19 protein-coding genes are annotated in these 24,158 nt (G+C 58.8%); 6 read left to right on the forward strand and 13 right to left on the reverse strand.

Annotated elements, in window-relative coordinates; genetic code table 11:
* The first annotated feature begins 352 nt into the window (after positions 1–352).
* Positions 353–1,936, forward strand: coding sequence for an ABC transporter substrate-binding protein (locus EJ074_RS01605; RefSeq protein WP_129552710.1), 1,584 nt, complete (start codon positions 353–355; stop codon positions 1,934–1,936).
* A gap of 118 nt (positions 1,937–2,054) precedes the next feature.
* On the opposite strand, the gene EJ074_RS01610 is transcribed toward EJ074_RS01605, so the two are convergent.
* Positions 2,055–2,669: a helix-turn-helix domain-containing protein gene (locus EJ074_RS01610; protein WP_245454785.1), complete on the reverse strand. Its 615-nt coding sequence runs from the start codon at positions 2,667–2,669 to the stop codon at positions 2,055–2,057.
* Between the two features lie 237 nt (positions 2,670–2,906).
* Between EJ074_RS01610 and EJ074_RS29495 the strand changes: the two genes are divergently transcribed.
* The 4 genes from EJ074_RS29495 to EJ074_RS01625 all read left to right on the forward strand — a co-directional run bounded on the left by EJ074_RS29495 (position 2,907) and on the right by EJ074_RS01625 (position 7,374).
* A complete protein-coding gene (locus EJ074_RS29495; RefSeq protein WP_165349819.1) occupies positions 2,907–3,068 on the forward strand; it encodes a hypothetical protein in 162 nt (53 codons plus the stop codon).
* Positions 3,065–4,465 carry a cytosine permease gene (locus EJ074_RS01615; protein WP_129552711.1) on the forward strand — a complete coding sequence of 467 codons (1,401 nt, stop codon included), beginning with the start codon at positions 3,065–3,067 and terminating at the stop codon, positions 4,463–4,465. The genes EJ074_RS29495 and EJ074_RS01615 overlap by 4 nt, the downstream gene beginning before the upstream one ends.
* Before the next feature lie 63 nt (positions 4,466–4,528).
* Complete coding sequence (locus tag EJ074_RS01620) at positions 4,529–5,677, forward strand: alpha-hydroxy acid oxidase (protein ID WP_129552712.1); 1,149 nt, start codon at positions 4,529–4,531, stop codon at positions 5,675–5,677.
* A gap of 191 nt (positions 5,678–5,868) precedes the next feature.
* On the forward strand, positions 5,869–7,374 hold the full coding sequence (locus EJ074_RS01625; RefSeq protein ID WP_129552713.1) for an aldehyde dehydrogenase family protein: 1,506 nt from the start codon (positions 5,869–5,871) through the stop codon (positions 7,372–7,374).
* A gap of 390 nt (positions 7,375–7,764) precedes the next feature.
* Here the strand turns inward: EJ074_RS01625 and EJ074_RS01630 are convergent, their stop codons facing one another.
* The 3 genes from EJ074_RS01630 to gabT form a co-directional block, all read right to left on the reverse strand.
* Positions 7,765–8,139 (reverse strand): hypothetical protein, encoded by a 375-nt coding sequence (locus EJ074_RS01630; protein ID WP_129552714.1) that lies wholly within the window; start codon positions 8,137–8,139, stop codon positions 7,765–7,767.
* Positions 8,140–8,446: 307 nt separating this feature from the next.
* The gene (locus EJ074_RS01640; protein ID WP_129552715.1) at positions 8,447–9,895 is read right to left on the reverse strand and encodes an NAD-dependent succinate-semialdehyde dehydrogenase; all 1,449 of its coding nucleotides are present in this window, start codon (positions 9,893–9,895) and stop codon (positions 8,447–8,449) included.
* A 7-nt stretch (positions 9,896–9,902) separates the two neighbouring features.
* Complete coding sequence (gene gabT / locus EJ074_RS01645) at positions 9,903–11,189, reverse strand: 4-aminobutyrate--2-oxoglutarate transaminase (protein ID WP_129552716.1); 1,287 nt, start codon at positions 11,187–11,189, stop codon at positions 9,903–9,905.
* Between the two features lie 144 nt (positions 11,190–11,333).
* On the opposite strand from gabT, the gene EJ074_RS01650 reads away from it, so the two are divergent.
* Complete coding sequence (locus EJ074_RS01650; RefSeq protein ID WP_245454786.1) at positions 11,334–12,263, forward strand: LysR substrate-binding domain-containing protein; 930 nt, start codon at positions 11,334–11,336, stop codon at positions 12,261–12,263.
* Positions 12,264–12,289: 26 nt separating this feature from the next.
* Here EJ074_RS01650 and EJ074_RS01655 read toward each other — a convergent pair whose 3' ends face one another.
* From EJ074_RS01655 to EJ074_RS01695, 9 genes are all read right to left on the reverse strand, one after another.
* The gene (locus EJ074_RS01655) at positions 12,290–13,369 is read right to left on the reverse strand and encodes a GlxA family transcriptional regulator (protein WP_129552717.1); all 1,080 of its coding nucleotides are present in this window, start codon (positions 13,367–13,369) and stop codon (positions 12,290–12,292) included.
* Positions 13,370–13,492: 123 nt separating this feature from the next.
* Positions 13,493–15,934, reverse strand: a complete 2,442-nt coding sequence (locus EJ074_RS01660) for an FAD-dependent oxidoreductase (protein ID WP_129552718.1) — start codon at positions 15,932–15,934, stop codon at positions 13,493–13,495.
* Positions 15,935–16,121: 187 nt separating this feature from the next.
* The gene (locus EJ074_RS01665; protein ID WP_129552719.1) at positions 16,122–17,300 is read right to left on the reverse strand and encodes an MFS transporter; all 1,179 of its coding nucleotides are present in this window, start codon (positions 17,298–17,300) and stop codon (positions 16,122–16,124) included.
* Positions 17,301–17,367: 67 nt separating this feature from the next.
* On the reverse strand, positions 17,368–18,081 hold the full coding sequence (locus EJ074_RS01670) for an ABC transporter ATP-binding protein (RefSeq protein ID WP_129552720.1): 714 nt from the start codon (positions 18,079–18,081) through the stop codon (positions 17,368–17,370).
* 1 nt (position 18,082) lies between these two features.
* Complete coding sequence (locus EJ074_RS01675; protein ID WP_129553981.1) at positions 18,083–18,883, reverse strand: ABC transporter ATP-binding protein; 801 nt, start codon at positions 18,881–18,883, stop codon at positions 18,083–18,085.
* On the reverse strand, positions 18,880–19,917 hold the full coding sequence (locus EJ074_RS01680) for a branched-chain amino acid ABC transporter permease (protein ID WP_165349820.1): 1,038 nt from the start codon (positions 19,915–19,917) through the stop codon (positions 18,880–18,882). The genes EJ074_RS01675 and EJ074_RS01680 overlap by 4 nt, the downstream gene beginning before the upstream one ends.
* Positions 19,918–19,919: 2 nt before the next feature.
* Positions 19,920–20,798, reverse strand: coding sequence for a branched-chain amino acid ABC transporter permease (locus EJ074_RS01685; RefSeq protein WP_129552722.1), 879 nt, complete (start codon positions 20,796–20,798; stop codon positions 19,920–19,922).
* A 48-nt stretch (positions 20,799–20,846) separates the two neighbouring features.
* On the reverse strand, positions 20,847–22,181 hold the full coding sequence (locus EJ074_RS01690) for an ABC transporter substrate-binding protein (RefSeq protein WP_245454787.1): 1,335 nt from the start codon (positions 22,179–22,181) through the stop codon (positions 20,847–20,849).
* Between the two features lie 177 nt (positions 22,182–22,358).
* Positions 22,359–24,149 (reverse strand): hydantoinase B/oxoprolinase family protein, encoded by a 1,791-nt coding sequence (locus tag EJ074_RS01695; protein WP_245454788.1) that lies wholly within the window; start codon positions 24,147–24,149, stop codon positions 22,359–22,361.
* Between the last annotated feature and the right edge of the window lie 9 nt (positions 24,150–24,158).

Consider the following 24,158-nt stretch of genomic DNA (forward strand, 5'->3'; position numbering starts at 1 on the left):
TTTTTCCCACTCCAGGCGCCCCAACCACATTCAACCAAGGACCAAAAGGCATTCGTCCTGCGACGGTTGGGAAAATCCAATCATCCCAGCATAAAACCTACAACTCGGTTGCACGATCCGCCGGGAATCGATAATCCGCCGTTACTTCGGGGGCCCTAACGAAATTTCGCAATCTCGCAGAATGGCACGCCTTTTTGGCGCTATTGAAGACGATGCGACCAGGCTCTGCCGGGCAGATATCCAAGAAAAAACTCTATATATCATCTTGACAGTTTAGCAGTCGACGATAGTCTCGGGCTCGGGATCTAACGTTCGTTAGAAGCCGCACAACGCGGCAAGGGAGGAGCTACGCATGTCGACTGAGCGCAAAGCCACAAATTGTCTAGCTACCGTCAGCGAAATCAATCGACGCGAATTCATTGGTGGCGCGGCAGCAGCCGGAATAACAGCACTAGTCGCTAATTCAATGATCTCGAGCTCCGCGAAAGCGCAGACGCCGCAGAAGGGCGGCATCCTGCGGGCCGGCATGCAGGGCGGCGCTACGACAGACAGCCTTGATCCGGCCGTATGGACAAGCCAGGTGCCTTATTGCTTCGGGCGCCAGTGGGGCGAGCAACTTGTCCAGATTGACGCCGCCGGCGCGGCGCAGCCGGCGCTCGCCACTGAGTGGGGCTCCTCCAAGGACGCGAAGGTCTGGACGTTCAAGATCCGCAAAGGCGTGCAGTTCCACAACGGCAAGGAAATGACGCCGGCCGACGTCGTAGCCACCATGGAGCGTCATTCAGACGCAAAGTCCCAGTCAGGGGCGCTTGGCATCATGGGTGGCATCGCCGGCGTCAAGGCAGACGGCGACACTGTCGTATTCACGCTGAAGGACCCCAATGCCGATCTGCCATTCCTGATGGATGACTACCACCTGATGATCCAGCCAAACGGCGGCAAGGACAATCCGACAGCGGGCATTGGCACAGGGCCGTACAAGATCGCGGTAAACGAAGCTGGCGTTCGGCTTGGCGGCGAGAAGTTTGCTAATTACTGGCGTGATGATCGCGGCTTTGCCGATCAAATCGAAATCATTGTCGTCAATGACACGACTGCCCGTACTGCGGCCTTGCAAGGCGGACAAGTCCACATGATCAACCGAGTTGAGCCAAAGATTGTCAACCTGATCAAGCGGGCACCAGGGGTTACAGTCCACAACGTTGCCGGGAGAGGCCATTACGTCTTCATCATGCATTGCAACACGGTGCCATTCGACAATAATGATTTGCGTCTGGCTCTAAAATACGCCCTCAATCGTGAGGAGATAGTCCAGAAGATCTTGATGGGTTATGGCTCAGTTGGCAACGACACGCCCATCAACAAGGCCTATCCGCTTTACACTGAACTTGAGCAACGCAAGTTCGATCCCGAAAAGGCGGCATTCCACTACAAGAAGTCAGGCCACAGCGGCTCAGTGCTACTGCGCACATCAGACGTCGCCTTCCCTGGCGCGATCGACGCCGCGCAACTCTATCAGCAGAGCGCCGCCAAGTGCGGTATCAAGATCGAAGTCAGGCGGGAGCCGGGAGACGGCTACTGGTCGAGCGTCTGGAACAAACAGCCGTTCTGCGCCTCCTACTGGAGTGGCCGGCCGACCCAGGACCAGATGTTTTCTACCGCCTATTACTCCAAGGCCGACTGGAATGACACGCGCTTCTTCAACGAGAAGTTCGACAAGATGCTGTTCCAGGCGCGCGCCGAGCTTGACCACGACAAACGCAAGGCGATCTACGCCGACATGGGGTCGATTGTACGCGACGAGGGTGGAGTTATTGTACCCATGTTCAATGACTTCATTGACGCTGTCGGGCCGAAGGTCGGCGGATGGGCTCCCAATGGCAACGAGGAACTGATGGGCGGCTATGCGTTGTCGAAATGCTGGGTAACCGGCTGACTCGGGTTCTGCCTTCGCGAGTTCGCGTTGCGGCCTCACGATCCCTCAGGACGCTCTTTGCCGGCGCATTGCGCACCGCCGATGAACCCCGCTTCTAGAGGACCCAGCCAGCCCCATCTCAAATCATTGGAGGAGTGCATGCACACACAACGACAGCAATCTCATCTCCGATGTTTTTAAGCTTGTACGGCTCGCCGTTAAGGACTTGAAATCCGCCTTCCGGTCCAATGCGGCGAACTAAACCACCGGCTTCGACCTCGACAGTACCTTGGATCACCATAGCGGCCGTCTCTCCCTGGTGAATGATCGGTTCCTCCCCGGTTCCCGCGCCGGGCTGGTAGTGCTCGAAAAACAGCTGTAGCCGCTTGTCTCGGCGCTCCGCGGCCAGCATGCGGATATCCGTTTCGCCGCGGAAGACGACTGTCAACTCCTGAGCTTCGGCGAAAATCACATTTGTCTGGGAGATCGGCAGAGCAAAAAAGTCCGCCAAACTCACAGGAAAGGCCTGGAGAATGCGATGCAGAGAAACCAGCGATGGCGCATGCGACTCCTGTTCGATAAGCGAAATCGTAGCGTGGGTCACACCAGACCGCTTGGCCAGTTCGCGTTGGGAAATGCCTGCGGCCTCTCTCAGAACCTTTAGGCGCGCTCCCACAGCCAAATCGGCCGCCTCGTCGGTCTGCTTTGCGCCCCGCCGGTCGCCGATTGCGGTCGATAATTGTCTGCGTGCCAAGTGCCATGCTCCACAACCAAACATTTCTGATGGGATGCAACGCGAATACAAGCGCGTCAAGCGGCGACAAGCCTCTTGTTTGTTAAATAAATTATGCCAATATGGATGAAATTTTTGACAATAGCATTCCGCCGGGAGCCTGCAGAACGGCGCCACCTGACATGTCGGCGTAAAGAACATCGCCTCTTGTGAAAGAGCGTGCAAGGGCATGAACCAAATATAGCAGGGAGAGAGACTATGCGAACCGAAACACTTGAACCCGAGCTTGAGAGACGCCTGGCCCTCATCGAGGCTCAGGACAGCTTGAGCGCCGATTTTGATTTAACGGCCTGGATTGCGCTGATTGCTCTTGGGGTGGTGCTACCTGTCATCCTGCTTCTGGTTGGAGGCTTGGCATGACAAAGGTTGCTGATGACTTTTTGGTTGAAGCCGACAAGAGCGCATGGCCACTTTTGCCAGGTGAGCGCACATGGGGAGGCTGGCGATTGGGTATTTCTCTCGCCACCGCTGCCGCGGCAACCTGGTGCTACATCATCGGGGAGTACGTCGGCTACTACCTCGGTTTCTGGAGGGGCTTTGCCACACTTTTCGCCGGAAGCATGATCGGCATGCTTATCGTTGCTCTAGCGGCAGTTCCAGTCTGTATCCGTTTCGGTGTCGATTCAATCGCCTCGGCAAAGCCCCAGTTCGGTACCTCGGGGTGGATCATCCCGGCCATGTTGCAATTCATATCGATTGTCGGTTGGAACTCGCTGCTGCTGATATTTTTTGGGCGGTCGACCACACAGCTTTTCTATGCTCTTGGCATTATCAGCGAAGGGTCTGGCGCCGTGTTGGTGCCAATCACCGTTGTCGTTGCTGTGTCCCTGACCTTCTTCTTTTTGCTGAAAGGCTCTCTGGGAGTCGATCGCGTCGCAAAGGTTCTGGTCGCCCATGTGTTCATTGGTTTCTGGATGCTCTACGTGTTGCTTACCCACGAATGGGATAAGCTCATCTCGGCGGTGCCAGCTTCTGCTAACGCCGACGCGCAATGGAATTACGTAACGGGGATCGAGATCGGCATCGTCTCGCTGCTGTCCTGGTGGCCCTATATAGGCGCTATGGTACGAATGGCCCCCAACGGGCGCACCGCGGCTCTTCCGATCATGCTAGGAATGGGCGCGCCGGTTCCGCTTTTGTGCGCGATCGGAATTGCAGGCATTCTGGTTCTTCAGGTCTCCGATCCTGCGCAGTGGTTGAGAACAATCGGCGGACCGATTTACGGCGTTGTCGCCTTGATTTTCGTGGCAGCGGCCAATCTCGGAACTGCAGTGGCCGGCGTCTACGCCTCCTCGATAGGACTCCGCCACATTCCCGTTTTGTCGAGATCCCCATGGCCGGTACTTCTGGCGATCTCCTTGGCGCCAGTGGCTATCGTGGGGCTGCTAATACCTGAGATGTTTTTTGCAAACTTCGGGACTTTCCTGGCGTTTATCGGACTTGGATTTGCTCCACTTTGCGGCATCCAAATTGTGGATTACTATTTCATCCGGCGTGGCAACGTGAACGTTCGTGGCCTTTTTGAGACCGGCCCCAACGCCGCGTATCGATATTGGGGCGGCTTCAATCCTGCTTCGATCATTGCAATGGTCTGCGGATTTGTGACCTACAACTATATTCTCAATCCTATATCCTACGCGAGCCGCTTTCCTTATGAATATCTGACGGCATCGCTTCCGACCGCCGTCGTGGGCGGAGGTGTCTACTGGCTTCTGACGATCCTTTTCGTGCGCCCGGCCGGAAAGGGAGGATATTGAGCTCTGCTCGATCCTGGCGGGGGTACAGTACTCCCGCCACATTGCGCCTTATCGAGGGACTTCTTGGTCGACTTTCTCAACTACAATGAGGCGCGAGAACTGGCTAAGGCCAAGCTTCCCCGCGGCATCTTTGAATTCATAGATCGCGGGACAGGAGACGAGTTCAGCCTGCGCCACAACAGGCGCCAGTTTGAAGCGGCTAGAATCCTGCCACGGGTGCTCACGGGAGGAAGCCCTCGTTCGCAGAAGGTCGAGATCTTCGGCGAAACCTATAGCGCGCCTTTGCTGGCTGCGCCGACCGCATTCGCAGGTCTGGTCTGGTTCAAAGGCGAGATCGAGTTGGCCAGAGCAGCAGCAGCATATGGAATCCCTTTTTGTGCAGCGACAGAAGCGATCACCGGGGTTGGAGAGATTGCAACAGCTGTTGGCACGCCGATCTGGTTTCAGCTTTATCTGTGGGACAGGGAAGAACTTTCCCAGAACCTTATTGAAAAAGCCTGGACAAATGGCGCCCGAACATTGGTTGTGACCGTCGATACGCCGGTTCTTCCAAAGCGGGAATACAACGTCCGCAATGGCTTCGATATTCCTTTCAGATTCTCGCCGCGCAATGTCTTCGATGTCGCGACGCATCCACGGTGGGCGGTCGGGGTCCTAGGCCGCTATCTGGCGGCTGGGGGCCTGCCGAACTTCGCCAACTATCCTCCTGAATATAGGGCCAATATCCTGAGCCGAGGAAGCGCGCGTTCGATGTCTTTGGCGCCTGATCTGGATTGGGATTGCGTCCGGCGCATACGGACGAACTGGAAGGGAAATCTGGTCATCAAAGGGATCCTGCGCGCAGACGATGCCCTGTTGGCTCTGCAGATCGGCGCAGATGGTATCATAGTCTCCAACCACGGGGGACGAAACCTCGACGGAGCCGTCGCGCCTATTGAAGTCCTGCCTAACATTGCTGATGCGGTTGGTGATCGTCTGACCGTCCTTGCAGACAGCGGCGTGCAGCGAGGCTCAGATATTTTCAAGTTGCTTGCGAATGGAGCGAAGGCGGTTCTGCTTGGCCGAAGCCTGCTCTATGGCACCGCCATAGCTGGATCGGCGGGCGCCCTGCGGATGATGCGAAATCTTGGCGAGGAGCTCGATGTGGCAATGGCTATGAGTGGCTGCAGGTCGCTGAAGGAAATCGATCGCAGCCTGCTTGTAAAGGCGTAGGCATCCAGCCTCTTAGGCCGCGAGGTATTCGCAACTCCGTCTCCTGCCGGATGCTGGTTTGGGGTGAATACGGTGCCCCAATCTCATTGAAGTCAATGTGACCGGCTCGCGGCGGATCCCTTGTGTGTTAAAAAAAAATGACATACCGTTAAACTTATTAAACGCCATCAGCCCGCGGGAAGGAAGCGCATATGAACGCAATTTCGGAACTCGAGCGGCTCTCCGGGTCGCTCTATATCGACGCACGTTACGTGCGAAGCGAATCGGCAACCCGTTTTGAGGTCATCGATCCTGCGACTGAAAGGCCTGTGGGATGGATCGCCGACGCAACCGACGCCGAGATTGACGATGCCCTGGAGGCCGCCATATCTGCCAGGAAGCGTTGGGCCGCGCTCGACCCTAGGAGTCGGGCTGTTGTACTTCACGATATCGCTGCCGAAATCAGGAACAAGAAGGCCCTTTATGGGGCTCCTTTGACGCTCGAAGAAGGCAAGCCCTACAAGGAGTCTGTCGATGAGGTCTCGTGGTGCGCTACGGCGATTGACTATTATGCGGAGATGGCTCGGCACGAGGCCGGTCGATTGGCAGGCACGACCGTCCCTGGCCAGTTTCATTTCAGCGTCAAGGAGCCACTTGGAACGGTGGTGATCATTCTCCCGTTCAATTTCCCTCTCGTGCTTCTTTGCTGGGAAGCGGCGGCGGCTCTCGCAGCTGGCAATGCCGTGATCGTGAAGCCACATGAGCAGACAAGTCTCACGACCCTCAAGTTCGCCGAGTTGTTTTCTACCCTTCCATCTGGATTGTTTCAGGTCGTTACGGGAGGTGCCAGGGTCGGCCAGCGTCTCGTGGCAAGTCCCAAAACCCACGGAGTAGCATATACCGGCTCCGTCAGCGTCGGGCAGCAGGTTGCAAGAACCTGCGCCGAAACGTTCAAGCCATGCCTGATCGAGGCTTCGGGAAATGACCCCTTTATCGTCATGCCGTCAGCGCCACTGGAGATCGCGGCTCGTGGCGCTGCGTTCGCGGCGTATTTGAACTGCGGACAGGTATGTACGGCCGCTGAGCGGTTCTACGTCCATGAAGCGATCTACGACAAATTCGCCGAACAGTTGGCTGTTGAGACCAAAAAGCTGAGGGTCGGCAATGGTTTCGACCAGGTCGATATTGGTCCCATGGCAACCCGCAAGCAGCGAGATCGCTTCGAGGCGATGATTGCGCATGCCCGTCAACAGGGGGCTCGCGTAAAGACTGGAGGCGGTCGTCCAGCACATATGAATCAGGGATGGTTTGTAGAGCCAACCGTTCTGACTGACGTTGCTCCAGAGTTTGAAATTCTCAATGAAGAGTCATTCGGGCCGGTTGCCCCGCTTTGCTCCGTGTCGAGCTTCGACGAAGCAATGACACTTGCAAACCAGTCCCGTTTCGGTCTCGGCGCCAACCTCTACAGTCTCGACATGGACGAGATCATGCGTGCTGTTCGCGAGTTCGAGTCCGGGATCGTTTGGATAAATGCGCCCTTGTTGGACAATGATGCCCTTCCATTCGGAGGCCGCAAGCTTTCTGGAACCGGGCGGCAACTGGGACCGGAGGGCTTAGCTCAGTTTCAGAACACCAAATTCGTCATGATCGACCCGAAGGCGTCCAAGCAGGACTTTTGGTGGTTTCCATACTCCAACGAGGAGAGCTTCCGCTCTTAACGCATGCGCAATGCGTTGGTGAATGCACTCGCCACAGGGAGCCGCGACGAAAATGGTCGTCGCGGCCGACCTCCGCACGAGCGGAGTTGCCCGCTTTGCGCGGCGTGATCCACTGAAGGCGGGAATGACGAGCCCGTCCACGGGCAATGACCGCGGACGAAGAGACCACGACGGGACGGATTGACGTCGACCTCGCTCAAACCGCTGCCAAGTGCCTTCGCACATGACCGAGAAAATGAGACGGGTCGTTTGCGGGCGCTAGTCTGTCGGCGGTGCGGGCCCACGCGCCCGGCAGGCAAACCCCGGAAGGGGGCGCGCGGACAAGCTGACGGTCACGGGCTCTGCGGCAGGCAACTGAGCGGCCCCTCTGGGGTCGTAGGCTCGACGGAGTCAATTGCGGACACGAAGGTTTTCCGGATCGTACCAAGGCCCGAACTGAACCTTCACGGCATAGCGCTTCATCACGATTTCTGCTTCCCACCTGCCTGTTGCCAGCCACTCCTTGGTTACCCATTCTGCGTTGTTCACATAACCAAGCCGACTGACGCACCAACTCGGTGACCGTAGGCACCAGACGCGATGGAAACCAACAAGGTTGCCGTATCGTATGAGCGGCTCATTATGATAGAGCATCGGCACCACTGGCCGGCCCGACAGTTTTATCTGCACCAGCCCGCGTTTCGTGATCCCTTCAGCTTTCTGCTTGATCAGAGCATCTCGGCCTAGAAAGCCACCGGACGTATCGAGCGAGACCGCGAACCCCACACCACCTTGTAGGGCGTATCCTCCTCGCCAATATCATGACCCGAGTCGCGATATCTCTTTTCCATGCGCAGGGAATTCAGAGCGAAGAAGTCGCCGTGTCGGAGGCCCCGATCTCGTCTAGCCTCTAGGATCTGTAAGGAGGCATGTTAACGTACACACCACGGAGATGTGATCGACGTCAACGATTACATATCGCTAAACGAACACCAACCTTTTGGATCCTTCCAGAGGATCGTCCGGTTAGGCTGTGAAAGAATCCTGCGGGGTGACGCCGCCAACTGGCGGAGACCCGCCACGCAGGCACCTCCTACAGGGAAACGGCTAGGCAGGCGTATTTCAATTCCAGGAATTCCGCCATGCCATGATGCGAGCCCTCGCGGGAGTTGCCGCTTTCCTTGATTCCACCGAAAGGAGCCAGTTCGGTCGAGATCAAGCCGGTGTTGACGCCGACCATGCCATATTCCAGTCGCTCCATCACCCGGAAGATTCGAGACGCGTCGCGTGAATAGAAATAGGCGGCAAGACCGGTTTCGGCAGCGTTGGCAGCTTCAATCACTTCATCTTCGTGCTCGAAGCTGAACACCGCTGCCACTGGCCCGAAGGTCTCTTCTCGAGCCACTGCCATCACATCGGTCATACCGGTCAGCACCGTCGGCTCAAAGAATGTCCGGCCGCGCGCATGTCGCTTGCCGCCAAGCTTCACTACTGCACCTTGGGCCACAGCATCGGCAATGTGGCACTCAACCTTCAGCACAGCCTCCTCGGTGATGAGAGGCCCTTGAGTGACGCCCTTGTCAAAGCCATCGCCGACGATGAGTTCTTTGACCCCGTCGACAAGGCGTTCCACGAACGCATCGTGTATGCCCGATTGTACATAGATCCGATTTGTGCAGACACAGGTCTGACCCATGTTGCGGAATTTCGACTGGATTGCGCCGGTGACCGCCGCATCGAGGTCGGCGTCGTCGAAGACGATGAAGGGAGCGTTCCCGCCAAGCTCCAAGGCAACTTTCTTCAACGTCCCTGTCGACTGACGAGCCAACAGCTTGCCGATCTCGGTCGAGCCGGTGAAACCGACCACGCGCACTTTGGGATGCGAGGTAAGGACGCCACCTATGGCGACGGCGTCACCAGTGATGACATTGAAGACGCCGGCCGGAAACCCGGCCCAGCTGGCAAGCTCGGCAAGCGCAAGGGCTGTCAGTGGCGTTTCGGGCGCTGGCTTCACAACCACCGGACAGCCAGCGGCCAGAGCTGGCGCGACCTTTCGGGTGATCATGGCCGCCGGGAAGTTCCACGGGGTTATTGCGGCGACCACACCGATCGGCTGGCGCAACACGAACAGCCTGGCATCGACACGATGAGACGACAATATCTCGCCTGCGACGCGTTTAGCTTCTTCGGCGTAGAATTCGACATAAGATGCCGCATAATCGATCTCACCCAGAGCTTCGTCCAAGGGCTTGCCCTGCTCACCGGTAAGGATGACGGCAAGATCGGCGCGATTGGCAATGATGAGGTCATACCAGCGGTTCAGGATTTTGCCGCGCTCCTTGGCCGTGACCCCGGCCCAAGGGCGAAACGCGGCTGCCGCTGCCTCAACGGCAGCGGTTGCTTCCTCCGCGCCGAAATTCGGCACCAGGCCAATCATCTCCCCCGTTGCCGGGTTGAAGACTGGAAGTTCTCCGGTACCGACAAACCGTCCGTTCAAAAATGCCTGGGACTTCAGCAGGTCCTTATTCAATCGGTCCAACATAGGCGCCCTACACGTTGGCCACAGCCAGCGCTCGCTCCAGCCTGGCAAGCCCCTCTTCCAGTACGGCGTCGGGCACGTTGAGCGGCACCAGGATGCGGATCGTGTTGCCGTGCACGCCGCAGGAAAGCAAAACCAGCCCATCAGCAATCGCTGCCTGGACCACTCGCTTGGTGGCATCCGCGTTCGGCTCGCTGCCGCCTCGCGACTTGACGATATCGAAGGCCACCATCGCGCCCGGCCCGCGCAGACCGGCGATCGCCACGGTGTCATTGCGCTGGGCGGCGCGGCTTACAGCCGCCTTGATCTTTGCCCCTACCACATTGGCGCGCTCGACCAGCTTCTCCTCAAAGATCACGTCGAGGACGGCGAGCGCTGCCGCGCAGGCAACGGGGCTACCAGCATAGGTGCCCCCCAACCCACCGGCCTCGGCTGCGTCCATGATAGCAGCCTTGCCCACCACGGCCGACAGCGGAAAGCCTCCGGCCAGCGACTTCGCCACGGTGATCAGGTCCGGTTCGATGGTGGTGTTTTCGATGCCGAACATCTTGCCCGTGCGCGCAAAGCCTGTCTGAATCTCATCGGCTATCAGCACGATGCCGTGCTGATCGCAAATCCTGCGCAGCTCTTCGAGAAGCTCGTTCGGGGCAGGATGGAAACCGCCTTCGCCCTGTACCGGCTCGATGATAATGGCGGCAACCTCACTGGGTTCGATATCGGCGCGGAAGAGAAACTCCAAAGCACGCAACGTCTCTGCAACAGACACGCCGTGCTCTGGTGCCGGAAAGGGCACATGGTAAACGCCTGCGACACCGGGCCCGAACTTTTTGCGATAGGGCGCCACCTTGCCGGTCAGCGACATCGCAAGCATCGTGCGGCCGTGGAATGCTCCCGTGAAGGCAATGACACCTGAACGGCTGGTATGCGCCTTGGCGGTCTTGATGGCGTTCTCGACCGCCTCTGCCCCGGTGGAGAACAGGATGGTCTTGGCATCGCCATGGAAAGGCGCAAGCTCATTGAGCCGCTCAGCAAGTTCGATATAGGGTTCGTAGGGCAGCACCTGAAAAGCGGTATGGGTATATTTGTCGAGTTGCTCGTGAACCGCGGCAAGAACTTTGGGGTGCCGGTGGCCGGTATTCAGGACAGCGATGCCCCCGGCGAAATCGATATAGCGCCTGCCTTCAACGTCCCAAACCTCTGAGCCCTCGGCGCGATCGGCAAAAATTGGAAATGCGTTCCCAACACCGCGTGGCACGGCTGACAACCGCCTTTGCTGCAGCGAAGTGTTGCTCGTCATCTGGCGCTCCTGGGAATGAAAATCTCGGCGAAGATTACGACGCCGCGCAGGTTGCCAGGTATCTGATTATCTTGCCCAGAGCGGTGCTATTTTGTACCCATGTAGTGGCCAAGATTGCCGGCCGAACGTCAATCGAATTAAGGCTTGGATCTGATTGCCATGCGCCCCATCCATCGACCAGCAACGCGCCTTCCGCCGCTTGCAATGGTAAGGGCTTTCGAGGCGGCGGCGCGCACCGGCAGCATGCGCAAGGCCGGGCAGGACATCGGATTGAGCCACACCGTGATCAGCCGGCACGTCAAGAACCTTGAGGCATGGCTCGGGACGAAACTCGTTCTGGCTGGTCCACGAGGGATTTCGCTTACTCACGACGGGCAACAATTCGAAAGCGCCGTATCGCAGGCTTTCAATCTGATCTGTGGTGCAGCGGATAATCTGCGCGCCGCCACTCGGAAAGGCACATTGCGTATTTGGTGCATGCCGGGCCTTGCCACCAGATGGCTTACGCCGCGGCTCTCCCAGATAGAGAGCTTGATGCCGCAGGTCGAAATCGTGCTGCGCGCCTCGGACAAGGCGCCGAACCTTGAACAATCGGAGGCGGATGTCATGATCGGTTTTGGCGATCTCGACGAGCTTCCCTCAGATGCTGTCGCGATTGCCCATCCCAGGATGTTCCCGGTAGCCAGCCCTATCTGGGTGGCAGACAATCCGGGCGTGCGCTCGCCGGGAGATCTTTCGCGCGTACCCTTGATCCATGAGGAAGACCGGCAGCAATGGCTGGCATGGTTCAAGGCAATCGGGCACGATCCCGGCCATCTCCTTGCAGGGCCCAGGCTCTGGAACGCCAATCTTGGACTTGACGCTGCCCTCGCCGGTCAGGGCGTTGCCTTGGCGACGCCATTGAACGCCGGCGCTGACATTGCTGCCGGGCGCCTGGTGGAACTTTTCGCAACCGATGTCAGGCTCGGCGGCTATTACCTTCGAGCGTTGCCTAAGCGCTGGCGCGAGCGAAACTTATCTGCCTTCCGGACTTGGATCGAGACCAACCTGAAGGCGAGCTTGCCCAAGGTCTGAGTGCGCCTTGCAGGCTGCGTTGCTGGTCAGGTCGTGGTGCTGCGCCCCATCATCGTCGCCCGAAGTCTGCTCGGCAGCGTGCGGAAATGGTCCTTGAAGCTCTTGGTGAAATGCGACGAGGAGAGGTATCCACAGGCCACGGCGATATCGAGGATCGGCATATTGGTTGTTTCGAGAAGCTGCTTTGCTTTCTCAAGCCGGATCGACATGTAGTATCTACGTGGCGTGGTGTTCAGGTGCTTTTCGAAGAGGCGCTCGACTTGGCGGCGCGACAGCGATGCCCTGCGGGCGATTTCGTCGAGCGGGAGCGGATCTTCGGTGTTTTTCTCCATCAGATTGACCACCTGGAGCAGCTTGACCGCTGCTCCCGTGAACCTCAGGCCTAAAGGTATCGACTGGCAACTTTCTCCACTTCGCCATCTGTCGGCGATCAAGCGCTCGCAGATCCGGTGTGCGAGATCGCTTCCGAAGCGATTCTCCACGATCTCTGCTGCAAGATCGAACGCAGCGAACTCGCCCGCGCATGTTGTGATGTTTCCATCACGTACAAACAAGGCATCCTCCGCGGTCTCGTCCTGAAACGTCTCCGACAGCGCAGCCAGCTTTGTCCAGTGGATGGTGCGTCGGACCCCGTCGCGAAGAATCCCCGCTTCCGCCAACAGCCAAGCCGCCGTGCCTATGGCATAGATTGCCACGTTGCTGCGGGCTTGCCTGCGCAAGAATGCGATCAGTCGCCGCGAAGATTGACCTTCGATGTGATCGCCGCCAAAAAGCACAAGGGCGGATTTCTGCTCATCTTCGCAGCTGTCAAGGTTCGCGCCTACTTCGACGGCTATCCCGCTCGAGCTCGCAACGGGACTGCCTCCGAGGCCAAAGGTTTGCCATTCGAAAAGCCTGTCGTGCGTCACCGCATTGGCGCAGCGCAGGGGGTCGACGAAAGAAGACAGACTAAGATGCGAGAAGCCGGGCAGTAGAAGCAGGCGCAACCTTATCGTGTCTTTGCAGGTTGCGCCGACCTCACCTGTTCCGCGAGAGCGAAAGCGCGCGGCGACTGGAGCATGAGGGGCTTGGTCCGCGCGCACCTCGCAATCGTCAAGAACGTTCATCGCCGGAAGACCATGTTATGCCAGACCGCAACGCGTAAGTCTGCTGATGGTGATTGAGTATGCTTTTCGAGCAACGCTTCTTCAGCCATGCACCTGCGGAGAATAACGCTCGAAGCGGGTTGCCTACAGGCGAAGGCGCGTGTTGTCGGGATCATAAAAAGGCCGCGCGTGGCAGATCGCTCTGTGGCGAATGCCCGCGAGCTCGACTTCGAAGCGCCCCTCGGAAAGCCACGGCTTCCAGTCGGGACCAGGCAAGTCCACATAACCTTGAGCCACCGAGCTGCCGAGTGAATACCCGTAGGCGGCGGAGGTTGTCCTTCCCACGATCTTGCCATCGCGCAAGATTGGCTCGTCATGCAAAAGAATGGGTCCGGCATCTTCCAGGCGCAGGAACACCACGCGCCGCTTGACCCCTTTAGCCTTCTGCCTTTCCAGCGCGGCGCGACCGATGAAGTCGCTGTCTTTCTTGAAAGACACCGCGAAACCAAGACCTGCTTCCAATGGCGTGTCGCCGGGCGTCACGTCATGGCCGAAATGGCGGTAGCCTTTCTCACTGCGCAGCGAATCCAGCGCATGATAGCCAGCCAGGCGAAGACCCACATGCTCCCCCTCCTTGACCAGTAAGTCGAAGACTGGCCCAGCAAACTCCGTTGGCAGGTAGATCTCCCACCCGAGCTCGCCGACGTAAGTCACCCGCAGGGCGTATGCCTTCGCATAGCCGATTTCGATTTCCTGCGCGGTGCCGAACGGGAACGCGTCATTGGAGAAGTCAGCGCTTGACACTGCCTCAAGAAGCTGGCGCGAGCGCGGGCCCATGACTGACAGGACTGCAAAGCCTGATGTCACATCGGTAACTGTAACACGAGCTTCTTCCCGCAGATTGCGCTTCACCCAGTTCATATCCTGGGCCTGGCTCGCGGCAGCCGTCACCATCATGTACCGATCTTTGGAAAGCCGGGTGAATGTGACGTCTGCAACGATGCCGCCGCGCGAATTCAGCATTTGCGTATAGACGATCTTGTTGGTGGCGACCGCCATGTCGTTGGCGCAGATCCGCTGAAGCTCGCCTTCCGCATCTGGTCCTTCTATGAAGGTCTTGCCGAATGAAGACAGATCAAACAGTGCCACCGCTTCGCGCGCCGCGCGGTGTTCTTCGCCGACGACTTCAAACCAATTCTGCCTTCCATAGGAATAAACGTATTCGGCAGGGCTGCCCTCAGGGGCAAACCAGTTGGCCCTCTCCCAGCCTGCCGCTGTCCCAAACACCGCGTTCCGAGCCTTGAGCCGCGCAAACAGCGGCGTCTCACGAACCGGCCGCGCCGTCTCGAACTGACGGTGTGGCCAGTGCATGGCATACAAGAGCCCAAGGCTTTCGGAAATGCGCTCGTGCAGATACTTGCGGTTGCCCTGGAAGGCGTGAAAGCGCGCGATGTCTACCTCGGACAGGTCGATTGTAGGCTCGCCGGCGACGATCCATTCCGAGAGCGCTTTGCCGACGCCGGCTGCGCTGAGAATACCTTGCGAGTTGAAGCCTGCGGCGACATAAAAGCCCCTGACTTCCGGCGCTTCACCGAGGATGAACTTGTTGTCGGGAGTGAAGCTCTCGGGTCCGTTCATGAAGTGACGGATGCCGACGGATTGCAGGAGTGGAACCACTTCCACTGCCTTCGACATGGGCAGTTCGAACTGCGCCCAATCCTCGGGCAGCTCACCGAACTCGAATCTGTCGGGCAGGCTCGCCATCGGCAGCGATTTCGCGAGCGGCTCGAAGGCGCCGACCAAGAGCTTTCCGGCGTCCTCCTTAATGTAGAGATAGCCATCGGTATCGCGCAAAACGGGCAGATCCCTTGGTATCGCCGCATCAGCTTGCGTGGTCACGTACATATGCTCGGCCGCGTAGAGCGGCACGTTGACCCCCGCCAGCCTGCCAAGATCACGCGACCAGGCACCTGCGCACAGGACAGCCACCTGGCATCTGACCGTGCCCTGGTCTGTAACGACGCCCTTGATCCTATCCTTTTCGATCTCGAAGCCGGCAACGGAGACGTTTTCGAAGATCTGGGCTCCGCCGTTGCGGGCGCCCTTCGCCAGCGCCTGCGTTGAATCGACGGGATTGGTTTGACCGTCACCTGGAATGAAGGCGCCTCCGACGATGTGACTCTCGTCAAGCAGTGGGTAGCGTTGCTTGACCTCTCGCGGCGACAACATATGCGCTTCCACGCCGAAGCTCTTCCCAAGCGACACGAGGCGGGAGATCTCAATCAAGCGGTCTGCCGTTCGGGCGATCGGCAGACTGCCTGTGCGGCGAAAGCCGGTGTCCTGACCTGTCTCGCTTTTCAACTCGTCGAACAGGCGTGTTCCGTAGCGGCAGAGTTCGGTCATGGTGTGGGTGGTGCGCAGTTGCATGACCAATCCAGCAGCATGCCACGTCGTGCCGCAGGTCAGTTGGCCTCGCTCGAGCAGCACCACATCACGCCATCCGAGCTTGGTCAGGTGATATGCGATGCTGACCCCAATGATACCGCCACCGACGATGACGACCTGAGCCTGATCGGGAAGAGTCATTTGTGCCACCTCGCAACGGCGTCATCAACGGCGCCTAGGGTCCGGGATCGACCAACCGAAACTATCGCATCCCGCACAAACTCGTCAATAGAGTTATAGACTTTTTAAATCGACGCAACGCTTTGGGTGCGACGCGACGGCACCCCGGCGCTCGCAACCCGGCGAGCCGGCGAACCTGCCCGCGCATTCACCGTGACGTTTTAAGGTTCAACGCAAGGACTGCCGAAACAGCGCAGGCGGCCATACCCAACAGGATGGCTATCCGATAGCCGCCGAAAGCGTCGTAGAGAACCCCTGACCCCCAAGGCGCGACCAGCCCGGCAATTCCATAGGAAACTATCAGCCTGCCGTAGATTTCTCCAATTTTTTCAGCACCATATAGCTCACCAACCAGTGTCGGCATCAGCGACGCGGAAGAGCCGAATGCGGCACCAACGCAGGCGGCGCCCAGCATCCCAAACGATGGCGTTCCCACATAAAGGAATGCGAGCCCGGCAGCCGTCACGGCATTCGCGAGAAGGAGCGCATTTCGGCCGCCCAGCCGTCGCACCGCCTGGCCTCCGAACAGCGAACCGGCGAGGTAGCCAGATGTCAGAATCGAGAGGCCGTAGCCGACAATGCCCTCCGTGCCGAGAGGCGACAGTATCCCAGTCAATTGCGAAACCGTCATCAACCCTACAATGCAGATACAGAGAAAAATCAGTGCCAGCTTGAGAAAGGTGCAATCTGAGGCGATGGCAGGAGCTGGTGATTTGCGACTGCTTTCAAAGCCTGATCGGTTCGCGTGTCCCTCGCCAAGAAGAGCGGTGGCGCTTATTCCGGTCGCCAGTATCGCCATGGCCAGGCAGCCGAAGACGAAGGCCACGTTGCGAGGCTCGACCCTGTTGGCCAATGCAAACGGCATCAGAATGCCGCTCGATGCAAATGCCGCCATCGCAACGCCTATGGCGAGCGGTCGTTTCTGCGGCGAAAAGGTCGACACGAGCGCAAGGGCCAGCCCATACCCCAAGCCCGACCCGATGCCGAAGAGACCGCCATAGCCAACAAGCAGTGACCAGTAGCAAGGCATTGCCGCAAACAAGAAAAACCCGCCTCCCGCGAGCGCAAATGCGACGACGGAGAGATTCATGCCACCCAGTGCCTGAAGCAGGCGATCATGCCAGGCCATGCCTGCCGTGAAGCAGATCAAGGCAACCGTTGGAACGGAACTCAACTCCGTCCGGGAAATTTCGAGGTAACCCTGCAGGGGCAGCAGGAAGACGCCCCAAGCATAGATCGCGCCCATGGCAATATTGATCAGGACTGCCGCGGACAGTCGACGCATGGCGTGATTTCGTTGCGTGACAGCGCTCAACTGATCGGCCATTGAAATCCTCCCTCCGGGTCTCGCAAGATGCCGAGTTGCGGCGCTGGGCCTGCTATTCACGAGCCGCTCAGACTCCCAAATAAGTCTCCATCAACTCCCGCCGACTGCTCAGTTCGCCAGGGTCGCCGCTCCAGACGATATGCCCGTGGCTCATCATGCTTAGATGGTCGGCCACCGAGGCGATGCGGTTCACATTCTCTTCTACGATGAGGATCGACAGCCCCATTTGGCGCAATCTGTGGATTGCCTCGTAGATGGCCTCGATGATGATCGGCGCGAGGCCAAGCGACGGCTCGTCCAGCATGAGCAATTTCGCCTCGGCCATCATCAGACCGCGCCCGATGCCTAGCATGCGCCGCTCTCCGCCCGACAGCGAATTGGCCTTCTGTCCCGATCGTTCCTTCAGCTTGGGAAACAGTTCGTAGACGAGATCCAGCCGCGACCCGGTCTGTCCCGGCAAGGGGTTGGTGTAGCCCCCAACGAGTAGGTTCTCAAAAACCGACATGTCCTTGTAAACCAGATCACCCTGCGGCACATGCACGATGCCGCGCAGGGCAATTTTCTCGGCAGCCAGCCCGTCGATTGCGTGTCCGTCGAAACGGACTATTCCACGCTGTCGCGGCAAAAGCCCCGAGATCGCTCGCAGAAGCGTGGTTTTGCCGTGGCCATTCGGTCCTACCAAGCCAAAGACTTCTCCTTGGGGAATGCGCAGCGAAACGTCTTCGATTACGTCGCCGCCGCCATAGGAGGCCGACAATCTTTCTATCTCTAGAACCGCCATCTCACAGCTTCTCCGTTGCGGCTGCCCTGACAGCTCGCGCGCCAGCGGATCCGAGATAGACTTCGACCACCTGTTCGTCCTCGGCGAGCCCGCTCGCGGGGCCCTCATAGAGCTTGCGGCCGTGATGCAGGATCAGCACATTGTCAGCGATCGCGGTCATGAAGCTCATGACGTGCTCGATCAGGACGATCGTGATTCCATGGAAGTCGCGCAGACGGCGAAAAACGCCGGCACAAAGGTCAATTTCCCGCGCGTTCAGACCGCCGACAGGCTCGTCAAGCAGCAACAGCTTGGGGCGGCTGGCGATGGCACAGGCGGTCATCAGAAGTTTCCTCTGCAAGACCGACAGAGCCGAAGCGGTCGTATTGGCCGAGTCCTGGAGACCGGTGACCTCCATCGCCTCGTCGGCTTGCACCTTGGAAGCTCTATCGAACCGGATTGATGGAATGATCCGGTTTCGCGTGCCGAAATAGGCGCAGCTCTCCAGATTCTCGCGGACCGTCATGGTGTCGAAGACAGCGTTGAGCTGAAACGTTCGGGCAATGCCGAGATGACAGATTTCCGGCGCCGATCGGTCAGAAATTTCGTGCCCGTCAAATACGATCCGGCCGTTTGTCGGCTTTGAGACGCCGGAGATGGTGTCAAAAAGGGTGGTCTTGCCAGCGCCGTTCGGGCCACCGATGCCAAGAACCTCGCCCTGCCGTACATGGAAGGTCAGATCGCTTACGGCGGCCATGGCGCCGTAGCGCTTGGTCAAACCTTCCACTCGCAGTATAGGCGCCTCGTTGATTGATTGTGTCATGATCGTACTGACCCGCGATCGCGCATGCCCGTCAGACTGTCGACCAGGGGCGTCCAAACCCTCGAGAACCGGCCAAGGCGACCGGCCAGCCCCTCTGGCACGAAAACCAACATGACCATCAAGACCACGGCAAAGGCCGTGTTTCGCCACTGCGCAAGATCGCGGAACGATTCATCGACGATGGCCAATGCGATGGTCCCCAGGATCGGACCCCAGATGCGCCCGCGCCCTCCGACGATCATCATTGACAATAAAAAGAGCAGTGTCGGCAATTCCAGCACCTGTGGCCCGAAGGTCTTCATCGTGCCTGCGTAAACGCCGCCTGCGAGGCCGGTGAAAAAGCCGGCGACCGCGAATACGACCAGCTGATATTTTGCAACGTCGATGCCACGCGCGGCCGCACACACTTCGTTGTCGCGCATCGCCTGGAAGGCCCTACCGTAAGGGCTGCGGACAATCACGATGGCGACGAGCGTCCCCACGGCGAGACAGGCAAGTGCGAGCATATACTCGGCCGTCGCCACATGTTTGTAATCGACCAGCCTGGTAAAGCCGAAATCGCCAAACCGCGACAGTCCCCTCGCGCCGCCGGTCAGCGAATAGCAGGCGATCTCGACTTTGCGGAAACAGGCAACATCTGTGACGATGAGCTGATACATGACCATCGCGGCGGCCAGCGTCACGACGACCACATATGCGCCTCTAAGCCTCAGCGTTGCTCCTCCCATCAGAAGGCTGACTGCCGTTCCTGCCAGGCCGGCAATTGGCAGCGACCACCAAGGCGAGATCGAAAAGTAAAGCCCCAGCAGCGCAACCGCATAACCACCTGCTGCAAACAGAGCCATTTGTCCTATCGACAGGATCCCGGCGACACCGAGGACTAAATTCCACTGCGTCACGACCGCCGCCCATATCGCGAATAGGGTGGCCTGCCCGAGCACATAGCTGCCGGGAGCCACAAGCGGAAGCAATGCCAGCCCTGCAAAGACTGCTATCGCGATCAGAACGTCTGTTTGGAGCCGATCTCGAGACATGGTCAGTTCCTGACCTGGAGGCGGTTCCCGAAAAGGCCATCGGGACGAATGATCAGAGCAAAAACGACGGATACCAAAAGTGCCGGAAAACCCCATTTCGTTCCTAGGACGTATTGGACGACCACTTCCACGAGAGCCAGCAGGAACGCGGCGCTCAGCGCTCCCGGGATGCTGCCCAACCCACCGACCACACAGATGATCAGTGCCTTGAGAAGCGGGTCGAAGCCGACCGTGGGATAGACTGTGGTGAACGCCGTCAAAAGCACGCCGGACGCCCCTGCGACCAGCCCGGCAAGCAGCATTACTTTGAGGACCACCAGCTGAAGCGGAATTCCATTCAGCCGCGCCGCCGTCGGCTCCTGTGAAACTGCCCGGATCGCCCTGCCGAGCTCGGTTTTCTTGATCACCAGTTGCAGTCCGAAGATCATGACGGCGCAGCCGCCAATGATCAGCAGGGTCTGATAGGCTATGCCTGACCCTCCTATGTCTATGCGGCCATCCAGGTTGAAAGGCTGGCGCGCGGAGGTTGGGCCGATCAGGTTGTTGATCAGGTCGATGACGATGGTCGAAAGGGCCATCGTCAAGATAATGATGTTGATCTCGAAATTTGGTTTCGCGAAAACCCACCGCACCAGGAAAAGGTGCGTGACGAGCCCCATAAGCATTCCGCCCGCCACTCCGCCAAGAATGCCAGCCCACCACGGAAATCCGAGCGCGTTCACCAATAGCAGGGACCCGTAGGCGCCTACCGCAAGGTAGGCGCCGTGGGCCAGGTTGAGCATCCCAATGCTGCCCCAGATCAACGACAAGGCGACTGAGCTGGCCGCATAGAGAGCACCCAAGGTGAGTGCGCTGAGCAGTATGTCCCTCAAGACATCCATGGCTGTCTACCTCCGCGCGGCGCTTTCAACTTCTAGGACGACGAGCGCCTACTTGAACCACGGCGGAAGTTCGAAATTGGCCTCGTTGTATGGTTGCGGATAGATCAGCTTTTTCGGCACCTCAGCCTTCGGATCCTTGATCTGGTAAAGCAGATGCGGCATGGCGATTGACGGATCGGAGGAAACGGTCGGATATGGAATCGCCGCGTTGACGCTTGGGTCGTAGCGCAGAACGCCGAACGGTGCCCGGTATACGAAGCGCTGCAGGTTCGTTGCGATCTTACGGTTCTGGTTTGCATTTCCCGGCTCACCGGTCCCTCCGGCAAGAGCTGCCGCGACAGCGTAGTGGTAAGTCTCGGAGTAGGTCGAAGCACCCGGATCCGCCTCGGCCTTTTCTCCGAATTTAGCCCAGTATCCTTTGCGGAACGAGTTGCCGATGTCGTCCGGCAGGATGCCGATGACAGTCGAGGTCAACACGCCTCGCGCCGCTTCGCCGGCGATGTCGGAGAACGCCTTCAGCAACGGGCCATACTGGTAATAGAACAAACTGTTTGTCGGCTGCTGCAGGAACTGAACCTGGCACTGGGCGAGATCACCCGGGAAGAAATGCGTGTTGGCGATGACGGCTGGCGGATCGGCGCGGACCTTGTTCAACACCGAGCCCCATTCGGTCGTTGGAACGGGGACCACCTCCTCGAACGAAACTTCGAACCCGTATTTGGGTGCGGTCTCGCGAATTGCGTTCGAGATGACGATTGAATAGGGCAGCGAGCCCGTGACCAGAGCGATCTTGTTGTTCTGGGGCTTCCACACACCGGCCTTGCGGATCTGGTCGAGCATCACCGGGAGGCCAACGCCATAGTAGTATTCTGCCGGGTCAGCCATGAAGATGCCGAAGTAGCGCTGAGGGTCGCTCTTGAACGTCTCGTGGTGGCCGATGGATGTGTTGTAGTGGATGTATATGATGCCGGCATCGGCCACCGGGTCATATTCTGCCTGGTTGGCGCCTACGTTGTAGCCGTTGATGATGGCATGAACGCCGTGGCGATCGATGAGCAAGCGAGCGGCCGCTCTGACCTCTTCAGCCGTCTGATTTTTGCTGTCGACGGTCACCGGCGCCAGTTTCTTACCGAGGATGCCTCCGGCGGCGTTGATCTCTTCGCAGGCCATCTCGAGCCCATGCTTGTGTTCTATGCCGTCGACCGCCAAGGGCCCGGTCAGTGAAGCCATTTGTCCGATCGGAATGACATCGTCCGACTGCGCTCGCCCCTCGTTCAAGCTCGCCAGCAGACCGCTTCCGAAAGCGGCGCCGGCTACCGAGGCACTCAGGAATCGGCGACGATTTGTGTTCACCATTGGAAAGTCGGTCTGCTGCCTGGTCATTGTCAGCTCCTCTCTAATCGGCACATTGGCCGTGTTCCCATTTTTGAAATGTTGGACTGTGGTCATCTGAGCCGAGCAGGCACGGCAAAGCCGCTCCGGCGCAGCGCGACCGGCAGAACCCATGCAATCGGAAAAAAGGGCTGCCGGGCGCGCACTGGTCGCCCGGCAGCCCATCAGTCAGGCACTACGCAGTCGTGCCGTTGCCGCCTTGTCGACGGTCATCGTCTTGGGATCGATCGCGACGCGATACGTCTCTTTTGCCGCGGCAATGGAGATGTAGTCGTCGAGGACATCCGAAAGCACTTTTTCCGCCGGCCGTTCTTCTGGTCTGCCCCAACCACCACCGCCGGTGCTCTCGAATTTGAATGCCTCGTCATAGGAGAACTGGTGGCCAGACAAGAGCGGGCTCGTCCAGGCGCCGTTCGGCGAATAGCCGCCAATCACCAGTTCCGTGCCGTCGGCATAGAGATGGGTAGAGCGCTGCACAGCGCTGCGGCCGCCACCATTGACGCCGGGGCTGCCCTCCCGGGTGCGTGAAGTCTCCATGTTCAACTCGCCGTCGCACAGATAGCGAACCTTGAAAACGGCCCCTAGGCCGCCGCGGAATTTTCCAGCACCGGCCGAATCCTGGCGTAGTTCGAAAGCCTCGTACTCAATGGGGAAGAACAGTTCCGCCGTTTCAGCGGCCATGTTCATGCAGTTTCCAAGCGGATCCATGGTCACGCTCATGCCGTCGTTAAACGGCGTGCCGCCCCAGCCGCCGGCCGGCAGATCGGAAAAAACGTCGGCGCGGCCCGTTTCCTTGTTCACAGCTGTCGACACGAACCAGTTGCACTCCGAACACGTGGACCCCGTCACTCGCTCGGGGATCGCCTTCGCCAGGGCTTGCCAGATGGCGCTCGTGATTTTCGATGAGGCGAGCGTCGTGCAGCCGATGGTGGGCGCCGGCCATTTGGCATTGAGCCAGCAGTTGTCGGGAAGCATGATCTTAATCGGCGCGAACATGCCCGCATTGGACGGCGCATGCGGTGCGAGGAAGAACTGGAGCGAGTAGTAGGCGGCCGATGCGGTGTTGGCGAAGGGCGAATTGATCGAGCCCTTGCAAATCGGATCGCTGCCGGCGAAATCGACGGTGATATCTGAACCGGCAATGGTGAGCGTCACCTTGACCTTGATCGGATCGGGCGAGAACCCGTCCGTGTCCGCGAAGTCTTCAGCCGAGTAGACGCCGTCGGGGATTGCCTCGATGCTCTTGCGAACGATGCGCTCCGTGTAGCCGATAAGTTCGTTCATGGCCGCCTTGACGGTTTCGATGCCGTATCGCCCAGCCGCGCGCTGCAATTCGCTCTCGGCGCTTTTCAAGGCACCCAGATGCGCCTGCAGGTCGCCGCGGATGTAGTGCGGCGTGCGCGTGTTGTTCATGATGATCGCGAGATAGTCGCGATTGATCTCGTAGTTCTCGTAGAGCTTGATCGGCGGAAGGCGCAGACCCTCGGCGGCGATGTGCGTCGAGAACGACATGCCCCCGGCGGCGCCGCCGCCAAGATCCATCCAGTGGCCGCGGCTGACGGCGAAGCCCAGGAGTTCGCCCTCGTAGAAAATGGGCATCGTGAAGGTGATGTCGTTGATGTGCGTGCCGCCCTGGTATGGATCGTTCAACGCGATCACATCGCCCGGCTTCAGCGTCTCGATCGGGAAGCGGCCAATCGCAGCGTCCGCGCTGTACTGCATCGCTGCCAGATGAACGGGGCAGTTCGCGGCCTGCGCCAGCAATCTCACCTTCGGATCATAGATTGCGTTCGAGAAGTCGAGAATATCCGCCAGGATCGGCGAGAACGATGTCCTCTGCATGATAGTGGTCATGCGGTTGCAGGCATATTCGAAGCTGTTGCGAAGAACCTCGAACGTGACCGGGTCCATACGCTCGGGAAGGTCGATCTTTTGCGCCGCGGCACTTGAAGAAGCCATGGTCTTTCC

The sequence above is a fragment of the Mesorhizobium sp. M3A.F.Ca.ET.080.04.2.1 genome, from assembly GCF_003952525.1.
GTDB lineage: Bacteria > Pseudomonadota > Alphaproteobacteria > Rhizobiales > Rhizobiaceae > Mesorhizobium.